12 protein-coding genes, 9 tRNA genes, 6 rRNA genes and 1 other annotated feature are annotated in these 25,526 nt (G+C 44.7%); all 27 genes read right to left on the reverse strand.

Going from position 1 to position 25,526, the window contains the following annotated elements:
* Entirely contained in the window at nt 1-651 is a 651-nt protein-coding gene (cysE, locus tag JFU50_RS09355; RefSeq protein WP_201188193.1) for a serine O-acetyltransferase, read from the reverse strand.
* An 85-nt stretch (nt 652-736) separates the two neighbouring features.
* Nucleotides 737-986: a binding site (T-box leader), on the reverse strand.
* A 42-nt stretch (nt 987-1,028) separates the two neighbouring features.
* Nucleotides 1,029-2,486, reverse strand: coding sequence for a glutamate--tRNA ligase (gltX, locus tag JFU50_RS09360; protein WP_201188192.1), 1,458 nt, complete (start codon nt 2,484-2,486; stop codon nt 1,029-1,031).
* Nucleotides 2,487-2,576: 90 nt separating this feature from the next.
* Nucleotides 2,577-3,056 (reverse strand): 2-C-methyl-D-erythritol 2,4-cyclodiphosphate synthase, encoded by a 480-nt coding sequence (gene ispF, locus JFU50_RS09365; protein ID WP_056521805.1) that lies wholly within the window; start codon nt 3,054-3,056, stop codon nt 2,577-2,579.
* Between the two features lie 17 nt (nt 3,057-3,073).
* A complete protein-coding gene (gene ispD / locus JFU50_RS09370; protein WP_201188191.1) occupies nt 3,074-3,754 on the reverse strand; it encodes a 2-C-methyl-D-erythritol 4-phosphate cytidylyltransferase in 681 nt (226 codons plus the stop codon).
* A gap of 21 nt (nt 3,755-3,775) precedes the next feature.
* The gene (locus tag JFU50_RS09375; protein WP_056521799.1) at nt 3,776-4,873 is read right to left on the reverse strand and encodes a PIN/TRAM domain-containing protein; all 1,098 of its coding nucleotides are present in this window, start codon (nt 4,871-4,873) and stop codon (nt 3,776-3,778) included.
* 226 nt (nt 4,874-5,099) lie between these two features.
* Entirely contained in the window at nt 5,100-6,173 is a 1,074-nt protein-coding gene (gene disA / locus JFU50_RS09380; protein ID WP_201188190.1) for a DNA integrity scanning diadenylate cyclase DisA, read from the reverse strand.
* A 2-nt stretch (nt 6,174-6,175) separates the two neighbouring features.
* Nucleotides 6,176-7,564, reverse strand: coding sequence for a DNA repair protein RadA (radA, locus tag JFU50_RS09385; protein WP_201188189.1), 1,389 nt, complete (start codon nt 7,562-7,564; stop codon nt 6,176-6,178).
* A 234-nt stretch (nt 7,565-7,798) separates the two neighbouring features.
* A complete protein-coding gene (gene clpC, locus JFU50_RS09390; RefSeq protein WP_056521792.1) occupies nt 7,799-10,240 on the reverse strand; it encodes an ATP-dependent protease ATP-binding subunit ClpC in 2,442 nt (813 codons plus the stop codon).
* Between the two features lie 118 nt (nt 10,241-10,358).
* Nucleotides 10,359-11,435 carry a protein arginine kinase gene (locus JFU50_RS09395; RefSeq protein WP_053349090.1) on the reverse strand — a complete coding sequence of 359 codons (1,077 nt, stop codon included), beginning with the start codon at nt 11,433-11,435 and terminating at the stop codon, nt 10,359-10,361.
* On the reverse strand, nt 11,432-11,983 hold the full coding sequence (locus JFU50_RS09400) for a UvrB/UvrC motif-containing protein (RefSeq protein ID WP_098175000.1): 552 nt from the start codon (nt 11,981-11,983) through the stop codon (nt 11,432-11,434). Before JFU50_RS09400 ends, JFU50_RS09395 begins: the two co-directional genes overlap by 4 nt.
* A 20-nt stretch (nt 11,984-12,003) precedes the next feature.
* On the reverse strand, nt 12,004-12,465 hold the full coding sequence (locus JFU50_RS09405; protein WP_053349092.1) for a CtsR family transcriptional regulator: 462 nt from the start codon (nt 12,463-12,465) through the stop codon (nt 12,004-12,006).
* Between the two features lie 349 nt (nt 12,466-12,814).
* Nucleotides 12,815-12,930 (reverse strand): 5S ribosomal RNA (gene rrf, locus JFU50_RS09410).
* A gap of 61 nt (nt 12,931-12,991) precedes the next feature.
* Nucleotides 12,992-15,924: ribosomal RNA gene (locus JFU50_RS09415) — 23S ribosomal RNA — on the reverse strand.
* 174 nt (nt 15,925-16,098) lie between these two features.
* Nucleotides 16,099-17,652, reverse strand: a 16S ribosomal RNA gene (locus tag JFU50_RS09420).
* Between the two features lie 160 nt (nt 17,653-17,812).
* Nucleotides 17,813-17,888: transfer RNA gene (locus JFU50_RS09425), tRNA-Ala, on the reverse strand.
* A gap of 9 nt (nt 17,889-17,897) precedes the next feature.
* Nucleotides 17,898-17,974: transfer RNA gene (locus JFU50_RS09430), tRNA-Pro, on the reverse strand.
* 8 nt (nt 17,975-17,982) lie between these two features.
* A tRNA-Arg gene (locus JFU50_RS09435) sits at nt 17,983-18,059 on the reverse strand.
* A gap of 9 nt (nt 18,060-18,068) precedes the next feature.
* Nucleotides 18,069-18,157 (reverse strand) — tRNA-Leu (locus JFU50_RS09440).
* A 12-nt stretch (nt 18,158-18,169) separates the two neighbouring features.
* A tRNA-Gly gene (locus tag JFU50_RS09445) sits at nt 18,170-18,244 on the reverse strand.
* Between the two features lie 5 nt (nt 18,245-18,249).
* Nucleotides 18,250-18,331 (reverse strand) — tRNA-Leu (locus JFU50_RS09450).
* Nucleotides 18,332-18,340: 9 nt separating this feature from the next.
* Nucleotides 18,341-18,416: transfer RNA gene (locus JFU50_RS09455), tRNA-Lys, on the reverse strand.
* Nucleotides 18,417-18,458: 42 nt separating this feature from the next.
* Nucleotides 18,459-18,534: transfer RNA gene (locus tag JFU50_RS09460), tRNA-Thr, on the reverse strand.
* A gap of 11 nt (nt 18,535-18,545) precedes the next feature.
* Nucleotides 18,546-18,621: transfer RNA gene (locus tag JFU50_RS09465), tRNA-Val, on the reverse strand.
* Nucleotides 18,622-18,631: 10 nt separating this feature from the next.
* Nucleotides 18,632-18,747, reverse strand: a 5S ribosomal RNA gene (gene rrf / locus JFU50_RS09470).
* Between the two features lie 61 nt (nt 18,748-18,808).
* Nucleotides 18,809-21,740: ribosomal RNA gene (locus JFU50_RS09475) — 23S ribosomal RNA — on the reverse strand.
* 174 nt (nt 21,741-21,914) lie between these two features.
* Nucleotides 21,915-23,464, reverse strand: a 16S ribosomal RNA gene (locus JFU50_RS09480).
* Together the 16S, 23S and 5S rRNA genes with 9 tRNA genes alongside form the textbook arrangement of a ribosomal RNA operon.
* A 425-nt stretch (nt 23,465-23,889) precedes the next feature.
* Nucleotides 23,890-25,389 (reverse strand): lysine--tRNA ligase, encoded by a 1,500-nt coding sequence (lysS, locus tag JFU50_RS09485; RefSeq protein ID WP_277950976.1) that lies wholly within the window; start codon nt 25,387-25,389, stop codon nt 23,890-23,892.
* Between the last annotated feature and the right edge of the window lie 137 nt (nt 25,390-25,526).

The following is a 25,526-nucleotide window of genomic DNA, read 5'->3' on the forward strand; positions in this document are numbered from 1 at the left end:
TTATAAACTCCTTTCTTCCTGCCTCTGCTCAGCCAACTTCGCTTTTAAGGCAAAGATTTCTTTATCCATTTCCTTGAAACGGTCAGCAATCGGATCAGGAAGATCTGAATGATTTAAGTCTTTATTGATTTTGATACCATCTCGAATGACTACTTTACCTGGAATGCCTACCACCGTTGAATTAGGAGGTACTTCCTTTAAAACGACAGAACCTGCACCGATTTTTGAGTTTTCACCAACTGTGATGGAACCCAGTACTTTTGCTCCTGTTGCAATCAATACATTATCTTTTATCGTAGGATGGCGTTTTCCCTTTTCCTTACCTGTTCCTCCAAGCGTGACCCCTTGAAAGACAGACACATTGTCGCCAATTTCACATGTTTCACCAATGACGATCCCCATTCCATGGTCAATGAAAAATCGACGGCCTATAGTAGCCCCTGGGTGAATTTCAATCCCAGTAAAAAACCGACTGATTTGAGAAATACTTCTCGCTAGGAAAAAAAACTTCTTCTTGAAAAGTACGTGAGCCATTCTATGACTCCAAATTGCATGTAAACCAGCATACGTTAAAATAACTTCCAAATAACTACGCGCAGCAGGATCTTGATCAAAAACCACTTCGATATCCTCTTTAAACATCTTTAACAAAATGATTCCCCCCTATGTTCCTTCCTTTTCCAACATCCCCTCATAAACCTTTTAAAGCATATAAAAAAGCGTCTCTGTCCTAATAGACAGAGACGCTCTAAGCGCGGTTCCACTCTGTTTGGAATGGTTTCCAGCAGGTAAAAAGCACCCCTGTTTTTCCATTCCCAACTTTTATCCCTATAACGGAGGATATTCCGCCTGTGCCTACTAGAGGTTAGTTCAGCAAAGGACTCAAGGGTGCATTTCAGAAAACGAGAGGCTTGAACCACTTTCAGCAGGTTATGGTTCTCTCTAATAAGCTTCGTTTACTTACTTCTCCCCATCTACGCGTTCTTTTGTAAGATTATTAAATACTATATTACATTTTTGACAAATTGTTAATATAAAATACTTTGAATACGTTGTTTAATTTTTTCTTTGCCAAGTAATGAAATAGCTTTAGGCAAGTCAGGTCCATGTGTTTGACCAGTCACAGCTGCACGAATTGGCATGAATAATTTTTTCCCTTTATGCCCTGTGCTTTTTTGTACAGCTTTAATTGACTTCTTAATTTCGTCGGCCTTAAATTCCTCCAGCCCTTCGATTTCTTGAAGGAAAGCATTCATGACTTCTGGTACTTGCTCTTCTGCTAGGACTTCTTTCGCTTCAGTCTCAAACTCGACCTCATCCTTGAAAAATAGTTCAGACAGCTCAACAATTTCCGCTCCATAGCTCATCTGCTCTTGATAAAGAGAAACAAGCCCGTGTACCCACTCTTCTTCTTCAGCAGTTAGGGACGCAGAAACCTTCCCAGCCTTGATTAAATGTGGCATAGACAATTCCACTGCACGATCCTCATCCAATTGCTTCACATATTGGTTATTCATCCAAGTAAGCTTTTGCTTATCGAAAAGTGCAGGCGATTTAGACAATCGATCAGGCTCAAAAAGATTAATAAACTCTTCTTTTGAGAAGATCTCTTCCTCGCCGCCCGGTGACCATCCTAGTAAAGTAATGAAGTTGAATAACGCTTCAGGCAAATAACCCAACTCTTCATATTGCTCAATGAATTGAATAATCGATTCATCACGTTTACTTAGTTTTTTTCGGCTTTCATTTACAATTAGAGTCATATGACCGAACACAGGCGGTTCCCAACCGAATGCTTCATAAATCATTAATTGCTTTGGAGTATTGGAGATATGATCATCACCGCGAAGAACATGGGAAATCTTCATCAAGTGATCATCAACCGCTACCGCAAAGTTATAAGTTGGAATACCATCTTTTTTAACGATAACAAAGTCTCCAAAGCCATCTGTCTCAAACGATACGTCATCCTTAACCATATCTTTGAACGTAAGGACCTTACCTGAAGGAACGGCAAAACGAACGCTAGGCTTTCTGCCTTCTGCCTCTAGTTTCACTTGCTCTTCATCAGTTAAATGCCTGCACTTCCCTGAATACTTTGGTGTTTCATTACGTTCAACCTGTCCTTCCCGCTCTGCTTCAAGTTCCTCTTCCGTACAATAGCATTTATAAGCCAAGCCTTTGTTCAGAAGCTCTTGATACAATTCTTGGTACAGGTCGTTTCTCTCTGATTGACGATACGGGCCATATTCCCCGCCAATATCAACACCTTCGTCCCAGTCCATACCAAGCCATTTTAAATATTTCAGCTGACTTTCTTCGCCGCCTTCAATATTTCTCTTTTTGTCGGTATCTTCAATCCGGATGATGAATTTCCCGCCTTTATTTCGTGCGTATAAATAATTAAATAAAGCCGTCCGTGCATTTCCTATATGTAAATGTCCAGTCGGACTCGGTGCATAGCGAACTCGAATATCGCTGCTCATGATATATCTAGACCTCCCAGTCTTTCTTTTCTATCGTTTATTTTATCATTTAAATTCATTGGGATAAAGGTATCCACTCTAAAAACGAATTTAGTTTGATTTAACCAATAAGACAACAGCCTGTGCCGCAATTCCTTCACTTCTTCCAGTAAATCCAAGCTTCTCGGTTGTGGTTGCTTTTACATTGATTTGATCAACTGAAGCATCTAAAAGTTCTGCAATCCTGACTCGCATTTCTTCAATATATGGAGCCATCTTCGGACTTTGTGCAATGATTGTACAATCAGCATTCCCTAGTACATAGCCTTCTTTTTTTACAATCGCCCAAATATACTGCAGCAGTTTTGCCGAATCAGCGTCTTTAAATTCCGGGTCAGTATCCGGAAAATGCTTACCAATATCTCCTGCACCAATTGCTCCTAAGCAAGCATCGGCAACAGTATGTAGAAGCACATCCGCATCCGAATGGCCAAGTAACCCTTTCTCATAAGGAATTGTAATCCCACCAATAATTAAAGGTCTTCCCTCTACAAGCTGATGAACGTCATATCCTTGTCCAATTCGAAACATCTTATTCTCCCCTATCATCAAAGTTGTTGTTTATGTAAAATCGCTTCTGCAAAATAAAGGTCTTCCTGTGTCGTAATTTTAATATTATCATAAGTGCCTTCAATAATAACTACCTGTTCGTTGATCCGTTCTAGCAAACTTGCATCGTCCGTACCTAAAAATGACTCCAACTCCGCCTGTTCATGCGCCCTTTTTAATATAGATACACGAAAAGCTTGTGGAGTTTGTACCGCCCACAAGCTTGATCGTTCCACCGTTTCTAGAACCTTTTTATCGGCGGCTTTTTTTATGGTATCCTTTACTGGAACCGCAATGACCGCCCCTCCATGAAGGGAAGCAGAAGACGTTAATTCACTGATTTGCACCTGGTCGATAAAAGGGCGAGCGCCGTCGTGGACCAGGATAATTTCTTCTCCTGCATGTTTTAGCCCATTATAAACACTCTGTTGACGTTCCTTGCCACCTGTCACGAGTTTCTTGACCTTCTTAAGGTCATAAGTCGCTATCATTTGTATGAAATAATCCTCTTCTGTCGGATTTATCGAAAGGATAATCCCCCGACAGTTAGGATCTTCTTCAAAAACACGAAGTGTATAAACAATAATCGGGGTACCTGATAGTTCAATAAAAAGTTTATTCTTGCCCGCTTTCATTCGTTTTCCTTGTCCAGCTGCAGGTATCACTACTTCATAAAACATAACGGTTTCTCCTACTCTTCTTTATAATGCTTTTTCTAATAGTTTCGGTTTAGCAAAAATCATCCGACCTGCTGAGGTTTGCAGTACACTTGTCACAAGTACATCAATGCGTTTTCCAATATGATCACGACCACCTTCGACAACAATCATCGTACCGTCGTCTAAATAAGCAATGCCTTGATTCTGCTCTTTCCCATCCTTAATGACTTGCACATTCATTTCTTCTCCAGGAAGTACAACAGGTTTAACAGCATTCGCCAGGTCATTAATATTAAGGACTGCTACATTTTGAAACTCGCATACTTTATTTAAATTAAAGTCATTTGTAACAACCATCCCACCTGATATTTTGGCAAGCTTCACTAATTTACTGTCCACTTCTTGGATGTCTTCAAAATCCCCTTCGTACATCTCTACTTTAATCGGTAGTTCTTTTTGAATCCGGTTAAGGATATCCAATCCACGTCTACCGCGGTTCCTTTTCAAAGCATCTGAGGAATCAGCAATGTGCTGAAGCTCGTTTAATACGAATTGTGGTATTACTATGGTACCTTCTAGGAAGCCTGTCTGACAGATATCTGCAATTCTACCGTCAATAATAACGCTTGTATCGAGGATCTTCAATCGCTTGCTGTAACCTTCTTCGTCCTCTTCACTCTCTTCACCGTCTGAAGTTTTTTTCTTATTATTTTTCGTAAATAAATTCAATAGTTCATCACGTTTTTTAAAGCCAACCTGAAACCCAAGATAACCAAACAAAAGCGTAAGGATGATAGGAACTACTGTATTTAAAATAGGCACCCTAATTGCACTAAAAGCGGATCCAACTAAAAATGCCGCAAGTAGTCCCACTAAAAGACCGACGCTGCCAAAGATTATGTCCGTACTTGGTATTTTAACAAGCTGTTCCTCCAGCCACTTCATAAAATAGATCACATGATCTACTGCCCAAAAAGTAATAAGATAAAAGATAATGGCACCCAACAGTACACTTACATAAGGATTGTTTATTAAAGCAATATCATCTGCATGTAAAACAATTAATAATTCCGGAATAAGTAACATACCAAGTGTCCCACCGACTATTAAGAAGCATGCTTGTATAATGCGTTTTAACATCCCTTTCACCTCCCTCTACTCATTATTGACCAATAAAAAAAAATGAAACCTTCGAAAATTCGTTTTCATTATATACGTGAAATTCACCTAAGGAATTAGTGGATTTACAAATATGATTCCTTCTCTTTTTCGTATTATTAGCCTAGCACCCTAAGTTTTGAGTGTCAAAAATAAACACCAATCAATTTCAAGCTAATATAGGAAAATTTAGATGTAAGTTTGCACCTTACATCCTTCGATTTGTGACAAGCTGATTTTTCAAAATACGAAGTCCTTCTCTAATTTTATTGGCACGGACTTCCCCAATACCTTCTACATCGTCAAGATCTTCAACCGTCGCTTTATTGACCTCCTTAAAGCTTTCGAACTGTTTCACTAAATTTTCAATGATCAAACCCGGCAAGCGTGGGATTTTATGAAGAATCCGGTATCCACGGGCATGTATAGCCTCATCAAGATGAATGTAACCATGATAGCCCAGTATTTTTAAAAGTATGCTTTCGTCCAATTGTTCCTGCATGGCCAACTCTTGAAGCCGGAAGATAATTTCTTCAGGTTTTTCATCATTACTAGAGGTATAATCCTTGATAAGCCATTTTCCTTCCGTTTCAATATCCGCCAGAATTTCGTTCATTTGCAGACGGATCAGCCGTCCTTCTGTACCGAGTTCATTTAGGTAGGTAAGTAACTCAGCTTTGATTCGAAGAACCATAACATAACGATGAAATACTTGTAAAAGGTCAGCATAAGTCACAAGTTCTTCAAATTCCAGAGCTCCTAACACAGATATGCTCTGCTGCAGTACCACCTTATATTTTTCCAAGGTTTGAATGGCTAGATTAGCCTTAGCGAGTATGACACCAATATCTTTAAGGGCATATCGAAAATTACCTTGATATAAAGTAATTACATTTCGACGTTGTGAGATTGCAATTACTAAAGACTTGGTCTCTCTAGCTACACGCTCCGCTGTCCGGTGCCGCATACCTGTTTCAGTGGAGGGTGTACTATTATCAGGTACTAATTGAGCATTGGCGAAAATGATAGTATCGGCCTTTTCATTTAAAATGATGGCTCCGTCCATCTTCGCCAGCTCATATAATGTACTTGGGGTACAGTTACAGTTAATTTGGAAGCCACCATCTACAATTGTGCGTACCTTTTCGTTATATCCAACTACAATCAATCCACCCGTATTTGCCCTCAGGACATTTTCAATGCCTTCCCGAAGCGGGGTACCCGGGGCTACAATTTGCAAAATCTCCAATTTGGTTTTCTCATACCCTTTTTTATCTGTCATCTTTACCCCCCTAACGAATGATGAAGAGCCTCCGAAACCGATGAAACCCCAACAATCTTAATACCCTTTGGAGCTGTCCATCCACCTATATTATTAGCTGGTATAATGACCCGTTCAAACCCTAGTTTTGCTGCTTCCTGTACTCGTTGTTCAATCCGGGACACCCTTCTTACTTCCCCCGTTAACCCAACTTCTCCAATGATGCAATCGGCAGGATTTGTTGGTTTATCACGGAAGCTTGAGGCAATGCTAATTGCCACAGCCAGATCAATTGCCGGTTCATCCAGCTTGACACCTCCAGCAACCTTTAGGTACGCATCTTGGTTTTGTAATAACAAACCCACTCTCTTTTCCAAGACTGCCATTAAAAGCGAGACCCTATTGTGATCAATCCCAGTAGCCATTCGCCTTGGATTTCCAAAACTCGTCGGTGAAATTAATGCCTGAATTTCGACAAGCACCGGTCTTGTTCCTTCCATTGACGCAACAACGGTAGATCCCGAAGCTCCTTGTGACCGTTCCTCAAGGAAAATTTCCGAGGGATTCGCGACTTCTTCTAGACCATGTTCCTTCATTTCAAAAATACCCATCTCATTTGTCGAACCAAAGCGGTTTTTGACCGCGCGTATAATTCGATATGTATGGTGTCTTTCTCCTTCGAAATATAAAACAGTGTCTACCATATGCTCAAGCAACCTTGGCCCTGCAATCGCCCCTTCTTTCGTAACATGCCCGACGATAAAGATCGCAATTCCATTCGTCTTCGCAATACGCATGAGCGATGCCGTACATTCCCTTACTTGTGAAACACTTCCCGGCGCGGAAGTCACTTCAGAATGATACACTGTTTGAATTGAATCAATAATAACTAAATCCGGATTTACCTCTTGAATTGCCTGTTGGATATAATCCATATCAGTTTCCGCATAAACGAATAGATTTTCTGACATAACCCCAAGCCGGTCCGCTCTCAGTTTGGTCTGTTTAACTGATTCTTCACCTGAAATATATAGCACTTTTTTCTGTTTATGCGCCAACTGTGAAGATACTTGCAAAAGTAGGGTGGATTTACCAATACCCGGATCTCCTCCAATTAACACAAGTGACCCCTGCACAATCCCGCCACCAAGCGCACGATTCAATTCCATTAAATCTGTCTTAATTCGAGGTTCCTTGTCTGACTGAATAGTAGTTATAGGTGCCGCCTTCTCACGTTCCCCGGAACCTCTAACCTCTGAATGAGTAAAAGCTCCTTTTCTAGCCGGTTTAACAATTTCGGTTTCCTCGACCATCTTATTCCATTCTCCACAGCCCGGGCACTTTCCCATCCACTTCGCTGATTCATACCCACAAGACTGACACATAAACTTCGTTTTCTTTTTTGCAGCCATAATTACTCCTCTTCCTATTTGAAAAAATACCTATATAAAGGATATTATATCTCGGTTTTATTTAAACCTTCTTAATGATAAGTTTTTTAAAAAATAACTTCTGCACCCATATTTCCCTTTTTTTCGCCAGATATTGATTGCTTAAAAATTTTAAATATGAACATTTCTACCTATGAATAAAAAACAGAGGTACACTGCAAAAAATCTGCGTGTACCTCGAAGTTTAGAATCAGATTATTCACTTACGTTAACAGGCTCGCCTTGTCGGATTGCAAACTCATTATTCACAACGTCCATCACGACCGTTTGCCCTTTTTTCACATTACCTTTCAGCAACTCTTCGGACAAATAATCTTCTACATGTTTCTGAAGCGCTCTTCGGATTGGACGTGCCCCGTATTCAGGATCAAAGCCTTCCGTAGCAATTTTTTCTCTAGCCGCATCTGTCAGCTCCAAGTATATTTCCTGTTCTTTCAAACGAGTAGTCAGCTGATTAGACATTAATGTAACAATTTGTTTCAAGTGATCTTTCTCTAACGAGTGGAACACGATGGTTTCATCAATACGATTCAGGAATTCTGGACGGAAGGCACGTTTAAGTTCTTCCATCACTTTCCCTTTCATATTTTTGTAGTCCTGGCCAGTGTCCTGGATGTTAAAGCCGACATACTTATCAATTTTTAATGCAGAAGCCCCAACATTTGAAGTCATAATCAGAATCGTATTCCTAAAATCGACAGTACGGCCTTTAGAGTCTGTCAGCCTTCCGTCTTCTAGTACTTGAAGAAGAATATTAAAAACATCTGGATGTGCCTTTTCAATTTCATCAAGCAGAACGACGGAATATGGTTTTCTCCGCACTTTTTCTGTTAACTGTCCGCCTTCTTCGTATCCTACATATCCTGGAGGGGATCCAACAAGACGTGAAGTTGAATGTTTCTCCATATATTCAGACATGTCGATCCTTATCATGGCATCTTCATCACCAAAGATGGATTCAGCTAGAGCACGGGCAAGCTCGGTTTTACCAACTCCTGTAGGCCCCAAGAAGATGAATGAACCGATTGGACGCTTAGGATCTTTCAATCCTGCTCTTGCACGTCGTACCGCTTTAGAGACCGCTATGACGGCTTCTTCCTGCCCAATTACACGATCATGGAGGATTGATTCCATATTAAGCAGTTTATCAGACTCAGTTTGCGCCAGTTTAGTAACCGGAACTCCCGTCCAGCTGGAAACGACATGGGCAATATCGTCCACTGTCACTTCACTGTTCTCTTGCCCTTGTTTTTCTTTCCATGTTTTCTTCGTTTCTTCCAATTGTTCTCTTAAACGTTGTTCTGTATCGCGAAGTGAAGCAGCTTTTTCAAACTCTTGACTTTGAACGGAAGCGTCCTTTTCCTTACGAACATCATCTAGTTTCACTTCAAGTTCTTTTAAGTTTGGTGGTGTTGTATATGAGCGTAACCGTACTTTTGAACCTGCTTCATCAATCAAGTCAATCGCTTTATCCGGTAAGAAGCGATCGGATATATAACGATCAGATAATTTAACTGCAGCGTCAATCGCTTCATCCGTAATTGAAACGCGGTGATGGGCTTCATACCGGTCACGTAAACCCTTCAATATTTGAATGGACTCTTCCATCGTTGGCTCGTCGACTTGAATTGGTTGAAAGCGTCGTTCTAGCGCAGCGTCTTTTTCGATATATTTACGGTACTCATCCAAAGTCGTTGCACCGATACATTGTAATTCACCACGGGCCAATGAAGGTTTAAGGATATTAGAAGCATCAATGGCACCTTCAGCCCCGCCAGCACCAATCAATGTGTGCAACTCATCGATGAATAAGATTATATTGCCTGCCTGACGAATTTCGTCCATTACCTTCTTTAAACGGTCCTCAAACTCACCACGATATTTCGTACCAGCTACAACAGTACCCATATCAAGTGTCATAACGCGTTTATCGCGCAGGATTTCAGGTACCTCATTATTAATGATCTGTTGGGCAAGACCTTCAGCGATGGCTGTTTTACCAACCCCAGGTTCACCGATTAATACTGGGTTATTTTTTGTACGACGACTTAATACCTCAATGACTCTCTGTATTTCCTTGCTTCTTCCGATAACAGGATCCAGGCTGCCTTCACGAGCAATCGCCGTTAAATCTCGGGCGAGACTATCCAGGGTTGGTGTGCTTGCATTTGACGCTGCTGACCCCTGATGTCCACCTGATTCATTACTGCCTAACAGTTGTAATACCTGTTGGCGTGCTTTATTTAAGCTTACTCCAAGGTTGTTCAGTACTCGGGCTGCAACACCTTCACCTTCTCGGATTAGACCAAGAAGTACATGCTCTGTCCCAACATATGAATGGCCTAATTTTCTTGCTTCATCCATTGAAAGTTCAATGACTTTTTTAGCTCTTGGGGTATAGTGTATTGTTTGGGCAGTATCCTGTCCACGGCCAATCAGGTTTTCTACTTCTTTCTGGATTTTTTCCGCTCCTAAACCAAGAGCATATAACGCTTTAGCTGCAATACCATCGCCTTCTCGAACCAGGCCTAACAAAATATGTTCTGTACCAATATTATTATGTCCTAAGCGGATTGCTTCTTCTTGGGCTAATGCTAATACTTTCTGGGCTCTTTCAGTAAAACGACCAAACATCATAGGGAATTCCTCCTTAAGAATTTTCGTTTTGAGTAAAGCTACTCTAAGTAACGGCAGAGGCTTCATTGCACTACATTTATTACATGAATATAGGTACTCACTCAGAGGTAATTAACCTCTATGAGGAGGAAGTTTCCGTGAAGTTTAAGCGTTCTCGAATGAGTGCTGCTCTACGGATATCCCTTTCATGGGATCTTAATGGGCCACCTGCGTATTTTTGTAAAAATCCTGACTGAGTTAATATCATCAACTCATTTAAGATGCTTTTAGAAATATTTTTTATATACCCAAGATCTATACCTAACCTAACATCGGAGATACAGGTAGTTGCTTCCTTAGTCTCAATGACTCGAGCATTAGACAAAATCCCATAAGAACGGTAAACTCTATCTTCTAATTGTATGTGAGAGGTCTTCACTAATGCATCCCTTGCTGACCTTTCCTGGGCAATGATTTGTTGAACTACACTCGTTAGATCTTCAACGATGTCTCTTTCAGACTTTCCGAGAGTAATTTGATTAGAGATTTGAAAGATATTCCCTAACGCTTGACTGCCCTCTCCATAAATCCCTCGAACTACCAACCCTAATTGATTGATAGCCGGTATAATTTGATTCATCTGCTGTGTAAGGACTAGGCCCGGCAGATGCATCATGACCGAAGCCCTTAATCCTGTTCCCACATTAGTTGGACAACTAGTTAAGTATCCTCTTTCTTCATCATATGCATAGTCTATGGATTCTTCAATCCAATCGTCAAGAACATTTGCGAGCTTTAACGTTTCTTTTAGCTGCAGCCCAGACATTAAACACTGAATACGGAGATGATCCTCTTCATTGATCATGATACTTATTTCTTCATTTTCTGAGAGAAGACAAGCACCTTTTGCTGATTCATCAACTAAATGAGGACTGATTAAATGCTTTTCAACGAGAACACGCTTTTCTAGTGGTTGGATTTGGTCAATCTCTAGAAGTTCAAGTTTGCCAATCTCCGGGGTAACTTCCTCTTCAATTCTTTTTTTTACTAATTCAATGATTTCTTTAGCTTCTTCGTTAGAAAAGGAGGTAGGAAAGGTGAAATCTTTGAAATTCCTGGCCAACCGAATTCTAGAACTTAATACAATATCAATTTCAGGCCCTTCGGCACTCATCCAGGAACTCAAGGCGTTTTCTACAAACTTTTCTAAACTCATAATTCGTCGCCTCCCTCTTGTGCTTCATACCTTTTTTCAAGGGAACGAACCTTATCTCTTACTTCTGCTGCTTTCTCAAATTCCTCTTGATTGATGTGAACCTTTAAAACCTCTTTCAAATCTGAAATTTGTTTTCGAAGATAAATGGTGCCACCAATCCTTTTTGGAATTTTACCTATATGTGCAATGTTGCCGCTATGAACCCTCTTTAAAATCGGATTTAATTGATCATTGAAAGTTTTATAACATTCAGCACATCCAAATTTACCAAGGTGGACAAACTCTTTATAGGATCGGTGACAATGAGGGCAGCGCTTCTCTTCTGTCTTAGGAAATGCATTTGCCTTCGTCTGTTGAATATTCGACTCCATATTCAACAATCCTGCTAATAAATTATTTATTGAAAAACCATGTCCTCCTGCAACCATAGCCATTTCACCTTTTTCCTGAGCACATTTCTCACAAATCATAACCTCGGTTTTTTTTCCATTAATGATCTTGGTGAAGTGCAGGGTAGCAGGTCTTTGATGACATTCTTGGCAAATCATGTTCATCACCTCTGCCAGTTTTATTTATATTTTAAAGTTGTAAGCATCGCAGTTAAAATCCTTGCCCTAAGCTCATCTCGGTCGGGTAAATCTATATAAATCACCGATCTATCAATGACGCTCATCATGATCTTGGCTTCTCTTTCATTTATAACTTCTTCACTCATAAGCCGAGAAATAACACCTTCAGCCATCGATTGAGTTACCCTAGAACCAATAAGGGACAATAATTGGTTAATAAGATGCACGTAATCCTGCGATTTCACTTTCATGATCCGTATATAACCGCCGCCTCCACGCTTACTCTCTACAACATAACCTCTTTCGATTGTAAACCTGGTATTAATTACGTAATTGATTTGAGAAGGAACACACTGAAATTTATCTGCTATTTCACTTCTTTTAATTTCTAAGATATCTTTCTGACTTATTTCTAGTACTTGTTTCAAATAAGTTTCGATAATATCAGATATGTTTCTCACTCAGCCTCCTCCAATCTGACTTTGACTATATTTGACTATTATTATACAAGGAAAAATGCATTTTGCAACTTAAATGCACTCATTTAAATGTATTATCCATTTTCTCCAAATTATATGTACTTACATACCCTAATGCACACTAAAATTTAAATATCTTACTTAAATACCCTAAACAGTTAAACACAAAACCTATTTTATAATAGAATATTCTATTACGTGTATTAATTCTCCTGCCGAATCCAAACACCTGGTCAAATACAAAGAAGACCAACATCTTTGCTGATCTTTAAATCGCTATCTATTTGTAAAAGAAAAAAGACCAGCCAAGGATGGCTGATCTTTTTGAATGGCTTGGCGGCGTCCTACTCTCACAGGGGGAAACCCCCAACTACCATCGGCGCTGAAGAGCTTAACTGCCGTGTTCGGAATGGGAACGGGTGTGACCTCTTCGCTATCGCCACCAAACAATAAAGGAACGTTGTTCCTTCAAAACTAGATAATAAGAAGGTATTTCATTTTTTAAAGCGTGGTTAAGTCCTCGATCTATTAGTATCAGTCAGCTCCACATGTCGCCACGCTTCCACCTCTGACCTATCAACCTGATCATCTTTCAGGGATCTTACTAGCTTGCGCTATGGGAAATCTCATCTCGAGGGGGGCTTCATGCTTAGATGCTTTCAGCACTTATCCCGTCCGCACGTAGCTACCCAGCTATGCCTTTGGCAAGACAACTGGTACACCAGCGGTGCGTCCATCCCGGTCCTCTCGTACTAAGGACAGCTCCTCTCAAATTTCCTGCGCCCGCGACGGATAGGGACCGAACTGTCTCACGACGTTCTGAACCCAGCTCGCGTACCGCTTTAATGGGCGAACAGCCCAACCCTTGGGACCGACTACAGCCCCAGGATGCGATGAGCCGACATCGAGGTGCCAAACCTCCCCGTCGATGTGGACTCTTGGGGGAGATAAGCCTGTTATCCCCGGGGTAGCTTTTATCCGTTGAGCGATGGCCCTTCCATGCGGAACCACCGGATCACTAAGCCCGACTTTCGTCCCTGCTCGACTTGTAGGTCTCGCAGTCAAGCTCCCTTGTGCCTTTACACTCTACGAATGATTTCCAACCATTCTGAGGGAACCTTTGGGCGCCTCCGTTACTCTTTAGGAGGCGACCGCCCCAGTCAAACTGCCCACCTGACACTGTCTCCCACCCCGATAAGGGGCGCGGGTTAGAATTTCAATACAGCCAGGGTAGTATCCCACCAACGCCTCCACCGAAGCTAGCGCTCCGGCTTCTCAGGCTCCTACCTATCCTGTACAAGCTGTACCAAAATTCAATATCAGGCTGCAGTAAAGCTCCACGGGGTCTTTCCGTCCTGTCGCGGGTAACCTGCATCTTCACAGGTACTATAATTTCACCGAGTCTCTCGTTGAGACAGTGCCCAGATCGTTACACCTTTCGTGCGGGTCGGAACTTACCCGACAAGGAATTTCGCTACCTTAGGACCGTTATAGTTACGGCCGCCGTTTACTGGGGCTTCGGTTCAAAGCTTCGCTTGCGCTAACCTCTCCCCTTAACCTTCCAGCACCGGGCAGGTGTCAGCCCCTATACTTCGCCTTGCGGCTTCGCAGAGACCTGTGTTTTTGCTAAACAGTCGCCTGGGCCTATTCACTGCGGCTTTTCCGGGCTATTCACCCTAAAAAGCACCCCTTCTCCCGAAGTTACGGGGTCATTTTGCCGAGTTCCTTAACGAGAGTTCTCTCGCACACCTTAGGATTCTCTCCTCGCCTACCTGTGTCGGTTTGCGGTACGGGCACCTTACATCTCACTAGAGGCTTTTCTTGGCAGCGTGGAATCAGGAACTTCGGTACTATATTTCCCTCGCCATCACAGCTCCGCCTTAATGGAAACGGGATTTGCCTCGTTTCCGGCCTAACTGCTTGGACGCGCATATCCAACAGCGCGCTTACCCTATCCTTCTGCGTCCCCCCATCGTTCAAACGATGTATAGGTGGTACAGGAATATCAACCTGTTGTCCATCGCCTACGCCTTTCGGCCTCGGCTTAGGTCCCGACTAACCCTGAGCGGACGAGCCTTCCTCAGGAAACCTTAGGCATTCGGTGGAAGGGATTCTCACCCTTCTTTCGCTACTCATACCGGCATTCTCACTTCTAAGCGCTCCACCAGTCCTTCCGGTCTGACTTCAACGCCCTTAGAACGCTCTCCTACCATCGACACCATACGGTGTCAATCCACAGCTTCGGTGATACGTTTAGCCCCGGTACATTTTCGGCGCGGAGTCACTCGACCAGTGAGCTATTACGCACTCTTTAAATGATGGCTGCTTCTGAGCCAACATCCTGGTTGTCTAAGCAACTCCACATCCTTTTCCACTTAACGTATACTTTGGGACCTTAGCTGGTGGTCTGGGCTGTTTCCCTTTCGACTACGGATCTTATCACTCGCAGTCTGACTCCCAAGAATAAGTATTTGGCATTCGGAGTTTGACTGAATTCGGTAACCCGTTGGGGGCCCCTAGTCCAATCAGTGCTCTACCTCCAATACTCTCATCTTGAGGCTAGCCCTAAAGCTATTTCGGAGAGAACCAGCTATCTCCAGGTTCGATTGGAATTTCTCCGCTACCCACACCTCATCCCCGCACTTTTCAACGTGCGTGGGTTCGGGCCTCCATTCAGTGTTACCTGAACTTCACCCTGGACATGGGTAGATCACCTGGTTTCGGGTCTACGACCTCATACTCATTCGCCCTATTCAGACTCGCTTTCGGCGCGGCTCCGTCTTATCAACTTAACCTCGCATGAAATCGTAACTCGCCGGTTCATTCTACAAAAGGCACGCCATTACCCATTAACGGGCTTTGACTACTTGTAGGCACACGGTTTCAGGATCTATTTCACTCCCCTTCCGGGGTGCTTTTCACCTTTCCCTCACGGTACTGGTTCACTATCGGTCACTAGGTAGTATTTAGCCTTGGGAGATGGTCCTCCCTGCTTCCGACGGGATTTCTCGTGTCCCGCCGTACTCAGGATCCACTCAGGAGGGAACGAAGTTTCAACTACAGGGTTTTTACCTTCTTTGACGGACCTTTCCAGATCACTTCATTTACCCCGTTCCTTTGTAACTCCATGTTGAGTGTCCTACAACCCCAAGAGGCAAGCCTCTTGGTTTGGGCTAATTCCGTTTCGCTCGCCGCTACTCAGGAAATCGCATTTGCTTTCTCTTCCTCCGGGTACTTAGATGTTTCAGTTCCCCGGGTCTGCCTTCAGTACCCTATGTATTCAGGTAAAGATACTGTTCCATTACGAACAGTGGGTTTCCCCATTCGGAAATCTCCGGATCAAAGCTTACTTACAGCTCCCCGAAGCATATCGGTGTTAGTCCCGTCCTTCATCGGCTCCTAGTGCCAAGGCATCCACCGTGCGCCCTTTCTAACTTAACCGTTAAAAAGATCTTACTGATGCTTTGAAAAAATTAATTGCCTTCTATCTATTATCTAGTTTTCAAGGAACAAAGAAGAAAAAACTTCATCACAACGTGATGAGATCTTTCGAATCTGAATGAATTACTCATTCAAAACTGAACAAAACAAAAGCGCTCTCGTATTTATCCTTAGAAAGGAGGTGATCCAGCCGCACCTTCCGATACGGCTACCTTGTTACGACTTCACCCCAATCATCTGTCCCACCTTAGGCGGCTGGCTCCATAAAGGTTACCTCACCGACTTCGGGTGTTACAAACTCTCGTGGTGTGACGGGCGGTGTGTACAAGGCCCGGGAACGTATTCACCGCGGCATGCTGATCCGCGATTACTAGCGATTCCGGCTTCATGTAGGCGAGTTGCAGCCTACAATCCGAACTGAGAATGGCTTTATGGGATTCGCTTACCTTCGCAGGTTTGCAGCCCTTTGTACCATCCATTGTAGCACGTGTGTAGCCCAGGTCATAAGGGGCATGATGATTTGACGTCATCCCCACCTTCCTCCGGTTTGTCACCGGCAGTCACCTTAGAGTGCCCAACTGAATGCTGGCAACTAAGATCAAGGGTTGCGCTCGTTGCGGGACTTAACCCAACATCTCACGACACGAGCTGACGACAACCATGCACCACCTGTCACTCTGTCCCCCGAAGGGGAACGCCCTATCTCTAGGGTTGTCAGAGGATGTCAAGACCTGGTAAGGTTCTTCGCGTTGCTTCGAATTAAACCACATGCTCCACCGCTTGTGCGGGCCCCCGTCAATTCCTTTGAGTTTCAGCCTTGCGGCCGTACTCCCCAGGCGGAGTGCTTAATGCGTTAGCTGCAGCACTAAAGGGCGGAAACCCTCTAACACTTAGCACTCATCGTTTACGGCGTGGACTACCAGGGTATCTAATCCTGTTTGCTCCCCACGCTTTCGCGCCTCAGTGTCAGTTACAGACCAGAAAGTCGCCTTCGCCACTGGTGTTCCTCCAAATCTCTACGCATTTCACCGCTACACTTGGAATTCCACTTTCCTCTTCTGCACTCAAGTTCCCCAGTTTCCAATGACCCTCCACGGTTGAGCCGTGGGCTTTCACATCAGACTTAAGGAACCACCTGCGCGCGCTTTACGCCCAATAATTCCGGACAACGCTTGCCACCTACGTATTACCGCGAGTTCGCTGGCACGTAGTTAGCCGTGGCTTTCTGGTTAGGTACCGTCAAGGTACCAGCAGTTACTCTGGTACTTGTTCTTCCCTAACAACAGAACTTTACGACCCGAAGGCCTTCTTCGTTCACGCGGCGTTGCTCCGTCAGACTTTCGTCCATTGCGGAAGATTCCCTACTGCTGCCTCCCGTAGGAGTCTGGGCCGTGTCTCAGTCCCAGTGTGGCCGATCACCCTCTCAGGTCGGCTACGCATCGTCGCCTTGGTGAGCCATTACCTCACCAACTAGCTAATGCGCCGCGGGCCCATCTATAAGTGACAGCTAGAGGCCGTCTTTCCATCTTCTCTCATGCGAGAAAAGAACGTATCCGGTATTAGCTCCGGTTTCCCGAAGTTATCCCAGTCTTATAGGCAGGTTGCCCACGTGTTACTCACCCGTCCGCCGCTAATCTCAGGGAGCAAGCTCCCATCGATTCGCTCGACTTGCATGTATTAGGCACGCCGCCAGCGTTCGTCCTGAGCCAGGATCAAACTCTCCGAAGAAATGTTTGACTTGCTCATTTTGCTTTTTTGATAGTGTGTGCTCACTTAAAATTTAACGTTGGCGCTTTGTTTTGTTCAGTTTTCAAAGAGCAATATTTGATTCCTTTAAAGAATCAACTTTTACATCATATCAAAGCTTGTTTAGCTTGTCAAGTTTTTTTGGTGGAGCCTAGCGGGATCGAACCGCTGACCTCCTGCGTGCAAGGCAGGCGCTCTCCCAGCTGAGCTAAGGCCCCAAAAATCAATGGTCGGGAAGACAGGATTCGAACCTGCGACCCCTTGGTCCCAAACCAAGTGCTCTACCAAGCTGAGCTACTTCCCGAAAAAACATGGTGCGCCCGGCGGGAGTCGAACCTACAACCTTCTGATTCGTAGTCAGATGCTCTATCCAATTGAGCTACGGGCGCATATTAAGATGGTGCCGAGGACCGGAATCGAACCGGTACGGTAGTCACCTACCGCAGGATTTTAAGTCCTGTGCGTCTGCCAGTTCCGCCACCCCGGCATAAATAAATAGTGGAGCGGAAGACGGGATTCGAACCCGCGACCCCAACCTTGGCAAGGTTGTATTCTACCACTGAACTACTTCCGCAAACATGCGGGTGAAGGGACTTGAACCCCCACGCCTTGCGGCGCCAGATCCTAAGTCTGGTGCGTCTGCCAATTCCGCCACACCCGCATAATAAAATGGTGAGCCATGAAGGATTCGAACCTTCGACCCTCTGATTAAAAGTCAGATGCTCTACCAACTGAGCTAATGGCTCATAGAAACTATTTATAAATGCTATATTAAGCTTGTATGAAAATGGTGCCGGCAAGAGGACTTGAACCCCCAACCTACTGATTACAAGTCAGTTGCTCTACCAGTTGAGCTACACCGGCAGGTGTAAAAATGGTGGAGGATGACGGGATCGAACCGCCGACCCTCTGCTTGTAAGGCAGATGCTCTCCCAGCTGAGCTAATCCTCCATATGAAACTGCTTGGCGGCGTCCTACTCTCACAGGGGGAAACCCCCAACTACCATCGGCGCTGAAGAGCTTAACTGCCGTGTTCGGAATGGGAACGGGTGTGACCTCTTCGCTATCGCCACCAAACAATAAAGGAACGTTGTTCCTTCAAAACTAGATAATAAGAAGGTATTTCATTTTTTAAAGCGTGGTTAAGTCCTCGATCTATTAGTATCAGTCAGCTCCACATGTCGCCACGCTTCCACCTCTGACCTATCAACCTGATCATCTTTCAGGGATCTTACTAGCTTGCGCTATGGGAAATCTCATCTCGAGGGGGGCTTCATGCTTAGATGCTTTCAGCACTTATCCCGTCCGCACGTAGCTACCCAGCTATGCCTTTGGCAAGACAACTGGTACACCAGCGGTGCGTCCATCCCGGTCCTCTCGTACTAAGGACAGCTCCTCTCAAATTTCCTGCGCCCGCGACGGATAGGGACCGAACTGTCTCACGACGTTCTGAACCCAGCTCGCGTACCGCTTTAATGGGCGAACAGCCCAACCCTTGGGACCGACTACAGCCCCAGGATGCGATGAGCCGACATCGAGGTGCCAAACCTCCCCGTCGATGTGGACTCTTGGGGAGATAAGCCTGTTATCCCCGGGGTAGCTTTTATCCGTTGAGCGATGGCCCTTCCATGCGGAACCACCGGATCACTAAGCCCGACTTTCGTCCCTGCTCGACTTGTAGGTCTCGCAGTCAAGCTCCCTTGTGCCTTTACACTCTACGAATGATTTCCAACCATTCTGAGGGAACCTTTGGGCGCCTCCGTTACTCTTTAGGAGGCGACCGCCCCAGTCAAACTGCCCACCTGACACTGTCTCCCACCCCGATAAGGGGCGCGGGTTAGAATTTCAATACAGCCAGGGTAGTATCCCACCAACGCCTCCACCGAAGCTAGCGCTCCGGCTTCTCAGGCTCCTACCTATCCTGTACAAGCTGTACCAAAATTCAATATCAGAGTCGCAGTAAAGCTCCACGGGGTCTTTCCGTCCTGTCGCGGGTAACCTGCATCTTCACAGGTACTATAATTTCACCGAGTCTCTCGTTGAGACAGTGCCCAGATCGTTACACCTTTCGTGCGGGTCGGAACTTACCCGACAAGGAATTTCGCTACCTTAGGACCGTTATAGTTACGGCCGCCGTTTACTGGGGCTTCGGTTCAAAGCTTCGCTTGCGCTAACCTCTCCCCTTAACCTTCCAGCACCGGGCAGGTGTCAGCCCCTATACTTCGCCTTGCGGCTTCGCAGAGACCTGTGTTTTTGCTAAACAGTCGCCTGGGCCTATTCACTGCGGCTTTTCCGGGCTATTCACCCTAAAAGCACCCCTTCTCCCGAAGTTACGGGGTCATTTTGCCGAGTTCCTTAACGAGAGTTCTCTCGCACACCTTAGGATTCTCTCCTCGCCTACCTGTGTCGGTTTGCGGTACGGGCACCTTACATCTCACTAGAGGCTTTTCTTGGCAGCGTGGAATCAGGAACTTCGGTACTATATTTCCCTCGCCATCACAGCTCCGCCTTAATGGAAACGGGATTTGCCTCGTTTCCGGCCTAACTGCTTGGACGCGCATATCCAACAGCGCGCTTACCCTATCCTTCTGCGTCCCCCCATCGTTCAAACGATGTATAGGTGGTACAGGAATATCAACCTGTTGTCCATCGCCTACGCCTTTCGGCCTCGGCTTAGGTCCCGACTAACCCTGAGCGGACGAGCCTTCCTCAGGAAACCTTAGGCATTCGGTGGAAGGGATTCTCACCCTTCTTTCGCTACTCATACCGGCATTCTCACTTCTAAGCGCTCCACCAGTCCTTCCGGTCTGACTTCAACGCCCTTAGAACGCTCTCCTACCATCGACACCATACGGTGTCAATCCACAGCTTCGGTGATACGTTTAGCCCCGGTACATTTTCGGCGCGGAGTCACTCGACCAGTGAGCTATTACGCACTCTTTAAATGATGGCTGCTTCTGAGCCAACATCCTGGTTGTCTAAGCAACTCCACATCCTTTTCCACTTAACGTATACTTTGGGACCTTAGCTGGTGGTCTGGGCTGTTTCCCTTTCGACTACGGATCTTATCACTCGCAGTCTGACTCCCAAGAATAAGTATTTGGCATTCGGAGTTTGACTGAATTCGGTAACCCGTTGGGGGCCCCTAGTCCAATCAGTGCTCTACCTCCAATACTCTCATCTTGAGGCTAGCCCTAAAGCTATTTCGGAGAGAACCAGCTATCTCCAGGTTCGATTGGAATTTCTCCGCTACCCACACCTCATCCCCGCACTTTTCAACGTGCGTGGGTTCGGGCCTCCATTCAGTGTTACCTGAACTTCACCCTGGACATGGGTAGATCACCTGGTTTCGGGTCTACGACCTCATACTCATTCGCCCTATTCAGACTCGCTTTCGCTGCGGCTCCGTCTTATCAACTTAACCTCGCATGAAATCGTAACTCGCCGGTTCATTCTACAAAAGGCACGCCATTACCCATTAACGGGCTTTGACTACTTGTAGGCACACGGTTTCAGGATCTATTTCACTCCCCTTCCGGGGTGCTTTTCACCTTTCCCTCACGGTACTGGTTCACTATCGGTCACTAGGTAGTATTTAGCCTTGGGAGATGGTCCTCCCTGCTTCCGACGGGATTTCTCGTGTCCCGCCGTACTCAGGATCCACTCAGGAGGGAACGAAGTTTCAACTACAGGGTTTTTACCTTCTTTGACGGACCTTTCCAGATCACTTCATTTACCCCGTTCCTTTGTAACTCCATGTTGAGTGTCCTACAACCCCAAGAGGCAAGCCTCTTGGTTTGGGCTAATTCCGTTTCGCTCGCCGCTACTCAGGAAATCGCATTTGCTTTCTCTTCCTCCGGGTACTTAGATGTTTCAGTTCCCCGGGTCTGCCTTCAGTACCCTATGTATTCAGGTAAAGATACTGTTCCATTACGAACAGTGGGTTTCCCCATTCGGAAATCTCCGGATCAAAGCTTACTTACAGCTCCCCGAAGCATATCGGTGTTAGTCCCGTCCTTCATCGGCTCCTAGTGCCAAGGCATCCACCGTGCGCCCTTTCTAACTTAACCGTTAAAAAGATCTTACTGATGCTTTGAAAAAATTAATTGCCTTCTATCTATTATCTAGTTTTCAAGGAACAAAGAAGAAAAAACTTCATCACAACGTGATGAGATCTTTCGAATCTGAATGAATTACTCATTCAAAACTGAACAAAACAAAAGCGCTCTCGTATTTATCCTTAGAAAGGAGGTGATCCAGCCGCACCTTCCGATACGGCTACCTTGTTACGACTTCACCCCAATCATCTGTCCCACCTTAGGCGGCTGGCTCCATAAAGGTTACCTCACCGACTTCGGGTGTTACAAACTCTCGTGGTGTGACGGGCGGTGTGTACAAGGCCCGGGAACGTATTCACCGCGGCATGCTGATCCGCGATTACTAGCGATTCCGGCTTCATGTAGGCGAGTTGCAGCCTACAATCCGAACTGAGAATGGCTTTATGGGATTCGCTTACCTTCGCAGGTTTGCAGCCCTTTGTACCATCCATTGTAGCACGTGTGTAGCCCAGGTCATAAGGGGCATGATGATTTGACGTCATCCCCACCTTCCTCCGGTTTGTCACCGGCAGTCACCTTAGAGTGCCCAACTGAATGCTGGCAACTAAGATCAAGGGTTGCGCTCGTTGCGGGACTTAACCCAACATCTCACGACACGAGCTGACGACAACCATGCACCACCTGTCACTCTGTCCCCCGAAGGGGAACGCCCTATCTCTAGGGTTGTCAGAGGATGTCAAGACCTGGTAAGGTTCTTCGCGTTGCTTCGAATTAAACCACATGCTCCACCGCTTGTGCGGGCCCCCGTCAATTCCTTTGAGTTTCAGCCTTGCGGCCGTACTCCCCAGGCGGAGTGCTTAATGCGTTAGCTGCAGCACTAAAGGGCGGAAACCCTCTAACACTTAGCACTCATCGTTTACGGCGTGGACTACCAGGGTATCTAATCCTGTTTGCTCCCCACGCTTTCGCGCCTCAGTGTCAGTTACAGACCAGAAAGTCGCCTTCGCCACTGGTGTTCCTCCAAATCTCTACGCATTTCACCGCTACACTTGGAATTCCACTTTCCTCTTCTGCACTCAAGTTCCCCAGTTTCCAATGACCCTCCACGGTTGAGCCGTGGGCTTTCACATCAGACTTAAGGAACCACCTGCGCGCGCTTTACGCCCAATAATTCCGGACAACGCTTGCCACCTACGTATTACCGCGGCTGCTGGCACGTAGTTAGCCGTGGCTTTCTGGTTAGGTACCGTCAAGGTACCAGCAGTTACTCTGGTACTTGTTCTTCCCTAACAACAGAACTTTACGACCCGAAGGCCTTCTTCGTTCACGCGGCGTTGCTCCGTCAGACTTTCGTCCATTGCGGAAGATTCCCTACTGCTGCCTCCCGTAGGAGTCTGGGCCGTGTCTCAGTCCCAGTGTGGCCGATCACCCTCTCAGGTCGGCTACGCATCGTCGCCTTGGTGAGCCATTACCTCACCAACTAGCTAATGCGCCGCGGGCCCATCTATAAGTGACAGCAAAACCGTCTTTCCATCTTCTCTCATGCGAGAAAAGAACATATCCGGTATTAGCTCCGGTTTCCCGAAGTTATCCCAGTCTTATAGGCAGGTTGCCCACGTGTTACTCACCCGTCCGCCGCTAATCTCAGGGAGCAAGCTCCCATCGATTCGCTCGACTTGCATGTATTAGGCACGCCGCCAGCGTTCGTCCTGAGCCAGGATCAAACTCTCCGAAGAAATGTTTGACTTGCTCATTTTGCTTTTTTGATAGTGTGTGCTCACTTAAAATTTAACGTTGGCGCTTTGTTTTGTTCAGTTTTCAAAGAGCAATGTCTTTCGGAACAGCTTATTTATAATAACACATTTCATTACTTCGAGTCAACAACTTTTTAAAACTTTTTTTAAAAGTTTGTAATCCATTTGAAACTCGTTCGTAACAACAGATATAAATATAACATCATTAGGTTAACTGCGCAATACCTTTTATAAAGTTTTTTTGAGATAATATTGTTTTTCTTTCATGCCTTAGAATTCAATCAATAAATAGCCTGTTAAATTATTATTAAAAAACAAAAACCGAACTGGACTGCCCGAGGACCAAGAGCTATGCTCTATGGATCCTCAGGCCCAACTCGGTTTCCTTTTTTACTCTTCATATATTATTAGCGATGTCTCATTAACGGGAATAACAGGACATCACGGATTGAAGGTGAATTGGTTAATAGCATAACTAGTCGGTCAACACCAATTCCCAATCCACCAGTTGGTGGCATGCCGTATTCTAAGGCTTCCAAGAAATCCTCATCCATTTCATGAGCTTCATCATTACCTTGCTCACGCTCTTTTAATTGAGCTTCAAAGCGTTGACGTTGATCAATAGGATCATTAAGTTCCGTGAAAGCATTTGCATGCTCTCTACCCACAATGAATAGTTCAAAACGATCAGTAAAACGGGAATCTTCCGGATTTTTCTTAGCTAATGGAGAAATTTCTACCGGATGTCCATAAATGAACGTAGGTTGAATTAATTTGTCTTCTACCTTCTGTTCAAAGAATTCATTTACAATATGGCCAAACTCCATGGATTCCTTCACTTCAATGCCATTGTCTTTAGCAAGCTGCTGTGCCTCTTCCTTACTCATGTGAGTCCAGAAGTCTACACCTGTGTATTCTTTTACAGCGTCAACCATGTGAAGTCGTTTCCATTCTGGTTTTAATTCTATCTCATATTCTCCATATTGAATGGTTGTTGTACCCAGAACTTCTTGAGCAATATGAGCAACCAGGTTTTCTGTCAGACTCATAATATCCTTATAATCCGCATAGGCCTCATATAATTCAATTAGAGTGAATTCTGGATTATGTCTTGTAGATACACCTTCATTTCTGAATACACGGCCGATTTCATAAACTTTCTCTAACCCACCGACAATCAGGCGTTTTAGATGAAGTTCAATAGCAATCCTCAAGTTCAATGGCATATCAAGCGCATTATGATGAGTAAGGAAAGGGCGCGCAGCAGCTCCACCTGCAACAGAGTGTAATAGCGGCGTTTCCACTTCCAGATATCCATGATCGTCTAAATAACGTCTCATAGCCTGAACAATTCGACTGCGCATGATTAAGGTGTTTTTGCTTTCCTCATTTGTAATTAAATCCACATAACGTTTCCGATAACGTTCTTCGACATCCTTCAGACCATGAAACTTATCAGGTAGCGGGCGAAGCGCTTTGGCAAGGAACACAAAGTCATTAGCTTTAATAGAAAGTTCTCCAACTTTTGTTTTAAAGATAACACCAGTGATCCCTACGATATCTCCAAGATCCGTTTGGTTGAATAACTTGTATGAATCTTCACCAATTTTATCTAAACGAACGTAGATTTGGATTTGACCGCTGATATCCTGAATATGAGCAAATCCTGCTTTCCCTTTCCCACGTTTAGTCATTACACGACCCGCAATCGTAACCTCGATCTCTTTTTCCTCTAGTTCTTCTTTCTCTAATTCACCATATGCGCTTACAATCTCCTGGGCGTTATGGGTACGTTCGAATCTGCTCCCAAAAGGGTCTTGTCCATTATCAATCATGGCCTGCATTTTATCGCGTCTTACCTGCAGTTGGTCATTTAATTCTTCATGACTCACGAAAATCATCTCCATCTCTATTAATAAAAAACTTATATAATTATTGAGGATTTCTTTTGCATACGTATTTATTCTTACATAAAGTAAAGGAATTCAACAGCTTTTTATCTTAAAATCTTGTTTATGTACATATAAAAACTGCCAGGATTACT

This window comes from Peribacillus sp. TH14 (assembly GCF_016651145.1).
GTDB classification, from domain to species: Bacteria; Bacillota; Bacilli; order Bacillales; family DSM-1321; genus Peribacillus; species Peribacillus butanolivorans.